Below are 4,087 nucleotides of genomic sequence, written 5' to 3'. Positions count from 1 at the left end.
ATCGAGATATCCAGGCCGGTCTTGCCGGACCAGTCTTTTCCTTTCGAATTGAAGCTTTTGACTTTCTTGGACTCTTTCAACGCCCCCAGATCGTCATCGTTGAAGACAATCTCATTGTCGGTAGCGACGATATTCTTCTTTCCAAACACCGCAACCAGATCATGGCCACTCCCCGCCAGAACGTAATTGGTTTCACCAAAGACAGCCACCATGTCGTTTCCACTGCCGGCAAAAACATAGTTGTTCTGGCCAATGACCAGGGCAGTATCATCACCCGCCTCGGTCAGGACGATATTGGTCTTTCCAACCACCAAGGCAACATCGTTGCCCCAGCCAGTATCGACAAAATTGAGTTTCCCGATGACGGCAGCGATGTCGTCATCGCCGCCGGTATGCACCAGATTGTATTGCCCCACGACGACGACGTTATCGATGCCGCTGGCCGTGCTGACGAAATTGTATTGCCCCACCGAGAGCACGCTATCTCGCCCGCTTCCTGCCATGACAATGTTGGCTCTGCCACCAGATATCGCGAAATTATTGCCATCGCCGAGTAGCAGGATATTGCCGACATACAAGCCCAGCGAAATGACCGTGTCATTGCCACTGCCGGTCCAGACCAGGTTTCCGCCCCCTCCCAGTGCGCCTACGGTATTGTTGCCGTCACCCAGGATCATCACGTTCCATTGACTCAGTGCCAGCACCCGGTCATCGCCCGCCCCGCTTTGCACCAGGTTGCCATATCCGCCGGCCAGCAAGGCGGTGTTATGACCGCCCCCCATGATGGCGACGTTGCCGCCACCGATGGCCAGCATGTCATCATTGCCGTCGGCAGCGACGAAAAGATTGCCGCCACCGATGGCTGTCATGCGGTTGTTGCCGGCGTTGGCGAAGAAAACATTGGCGCCACCCAGGGCTTGCATCTCATCATCGCCTGCGCCGGCGACCACGATATTGTTGCCGCCAATGGCAAAAATGCGATTGCGTCCGTTGCCAACGACAGCCGCATTGAACCCGCCCACCATGGAGACAGCATCGTGCCCCGATCCGGTCTGTACAAAGTTATAGCCGCCATAGGCCTTGACCTTGTTATTGCCATCGCCGGCAATGACGATGTTTCCTGCATTGAATGCGGCGCTGGCGACCAGGCCAAGCACATTCTGGGCCGTTTTACTGACCGTATCGCTGGCATCGGCGCCGACGACGACGATGCGATCAAATCCAAACTCGTCATCCGTGACGCCTAATTGCGGGGTCACTGCAGAGAGCAGCCCGCCCACCTTGATGCGATCATCACCACGTCCGGAGACGAGCAGGTTGCCGATGCCGGTCAGGTAGCCGATGCCATAAGCACGAAGCGTATTGCCCCGGTCACCCGCCATCACGATGTTGGTGCTGCCGTAGGCATTGATCTCGGCCTGGCCCTGCCCTGAAAGGACGACATTCAGACCGCCATAGGCATGGGCCAGGTAGCGGCCATTGCCGTTCATGAGAAAGTTGCCGCCGCCATAGGCATTGACTGCATTGTTGCCATGCCCACTGAGCACGACATTCATGCCACCGTAGGCGTTGACCGTATTGATGGACGCATTGGCACCATGCCCCATCTGCACCACATTAAAACCGCCGCCGACGGTGATGCTCTTGGTGCCGGCCAGTCCTGCCAGGATAATGTTGGCCCCGCCGTAGGCTTCCAGCGTGTCATTGCCATTGCCCAGATCCACTTTCTGGCCACCCACGCCCAGACTCCGGACAGTGTCGTTTCCATCTCCCGTAGTCACGGTCGCGCCTGCGGCCTGCAGATCGACGGTATCGTCACCACTGCCTGTGTCTACATAAGCCCCCACACCGCGCACGATGACGGTGTCCTGCCCCGCGTTGGTCTGCACATGGCTGCCCAGGCCATAGAACTCCACGATGTCGTTGCCACTGCCTGTGTACAGATAGGCGCCTCCTGCGCGCGCCAGAACCCGCTTCGCGCCAGAAACTCCGGCGTCATTGAGGCGCACATCCAGTCCATCCAGGGTAATACTGTCATTGCCATGGCCACTGGCCACTTTGGCGGCAACACCACTCACATAGATCGTGTCATTGCCGTCGCCGGTGTCTACCTCCACGCCCGATCCGCGCACATCCAACGTATTGTTGCCGCCCGCATCGCGTACCTTGGCGCGCCAAAGCCCGAAGACGGTGATGGTGTCGTTTCCTCCGGCGCTATGCACATCAACATTTCCGGCACGCACATTGATGTTGCGTGCGCCGGACATCCCCCAATCCTCGATGGTGAGGTTGCCGCCCAGGTAGTTGCTGACGATGGTCTTGTTGCCTCGCCCCATGGTGACCTTGGCGCTGACACCTGAGTGGATGCGCAGTTCATCATTGCCATGGTCCAGGTTGACCTCGGTCCACTTCCCGCCTTGGGCAACGTTGATGACATCGTCGCCCCGTGTGGCCCATATTTCATTGGTGCCCGGCGATGAGATACGCATCCGGCTACTGCCGTCGGATCCCCACAGGTTGATGACATTCCAGCCTGCTCCATACGCTTGGATATCGGCGTATCGATTCACTCTGAGGTCAATCTTGTGGGAATAGGCTGAACCATCGTAGTAGCCAAGATTGTCGAGACTGCTGCTCCAATGCCCGCCGCGGGTCCAGATGCTGCTATCGCCGCCCCGGTAGTTGTGGTTGTAGACATACAGGGAACCGCCGCTTTTGATGAGATCGGCTTTCCATCCCGTATGGAGATGAACGGTATCGCTCCCGTTTTTAATGCTGCCCCAGCCCAGATCGGCCTTGAGATAACCCCCACCGCTCAGCGTGACCGTATTGTTTCCGCCAGCATCTTCAACAATCGCCGCGGACAAGCCGTAGGCTGAAATGGTGTCATTGGCATTACCTGACTGGACGTAGCTATGCCATGCCGAAACGTTGATGTGCCGCTGACTCCACCAGTTGGACTCATAGATATTGAGCGACCCTGCCAGATAATTTGTGGCGATGTTCTTCAATCCAGCACCGCTGTCGATCCGGGCATTGATGCCGGAGGCGATGAAATAGCGGTCATTGCCAGAGTTGGCGTAAATGGTGGTGTTGAGCGCGCCGACAGCAATGTCGTCGTTGCCTGCCCCATCCCAGATGCTCAGATAGGTGATGGCGTAATTCGTGGTGTAGACCGAGTGGGAACCGGAGCCGGTCAAATGCACTTTGCGGTCGGTTGTGCCTTCCCAAATATTAACGTAACCGTCATTCCAAGTTTCGACACCCATCTAGCCTCCGAGATTGATATGTGGAAAATCACTAAAACGGGTGGCATCCTAGTTATGCAATATGACAGCCAGGTTAAATGTTCCTGCCATAGCCGCCAGCCAGCAGCTATTTCAATGAAATGCAAAAAACTTTCTAGAATTGATTCAAAAAATATCGAGGTCGCATCGGCGTAACGATCACTCCTTCCGGGCCTCTTCATCCCACTGGCGCAAGGTGGCCAGCTTCTCGCCGATCTTGATTTCCAGACCGCGCGGCACCGGCTGATACCACCCCGGCTCCGCTATGCCTTCGGGCAGATAGGTCTCCCCCGCCGCATAGGCATTGGGTTCATCATGGGCATAGCGATACTCATGCCCATAGCCCAACTCCTTCATCAGCTTGGTCGGCGCATTGCGCAGGTGCACCGGCACTTCCCGGCTCTTGTCCTGCTTCACGAAAGCGCGTGCCGCGTTATAGGCGTTGTAGCCGGCATTGCTCTTGGCCGCCACGGCCAGGTAGATCACCGCCTGGCCCAGCGCCAGTTCGCCTTCCGGGCTGCCCAGGCGCTCGTAGGTGAGCGCGGCATCGTTGGCGATCTGCATGGCGCGCGGGTCGGCCAGGCCGATGTCTTCCCAGGCCATGCGTACGATGCGCCGTGACAGGTAGCGCGGATCGGCGCCGCCATCGAGCATACGCGTGAGCCAGTACAGCGCAGCATCCGGGTGCGAGCCACGCACCGACTTGTGCAGCGCCGAGATCTGGTCGTAGAAATTGTCGCCGCCCTTGTCGAAGCGGCGGCTGTTCAAGGTGAGTGCATTCTGCAGGAACTCGGGCCGTA

Annotated in this window: 2 pseudogenes; both read right to left on the bottom strand. The window is 57.8% G+C overall.

Features of this window, described 5'->3' with window-relative positions:
* Positions 1-3,269 (bottom strand): annotated as a pseudogene (locus tag I5W_RS10220) (calcium-binding protein); the annotation flags it as partial.
* 177 nt (positions 3,270-3,446) lie between these two features.
* Positions 3,447-4,087: pseudogene (locus tag I5W_RS10215) on the bottom strand (recombination factor protein RarA); the annotation flags it as partial.

This window comes from Herbaspirillum sp. B65 (assembly GCF_000333555.1).
GTDB classification, from domain to species: Bacteria; Pseudomonadota; Gammaproteobacteria; order Burkholderiales; family Burkholderiaceae_D; genus Herbaspirillum; species Herbaspirillum rubrisubalbicans.
Note: the sequence above shows the minus strand (reverse complement) of the source record. Positions and strands in the feature narration are given on the sequence as shown.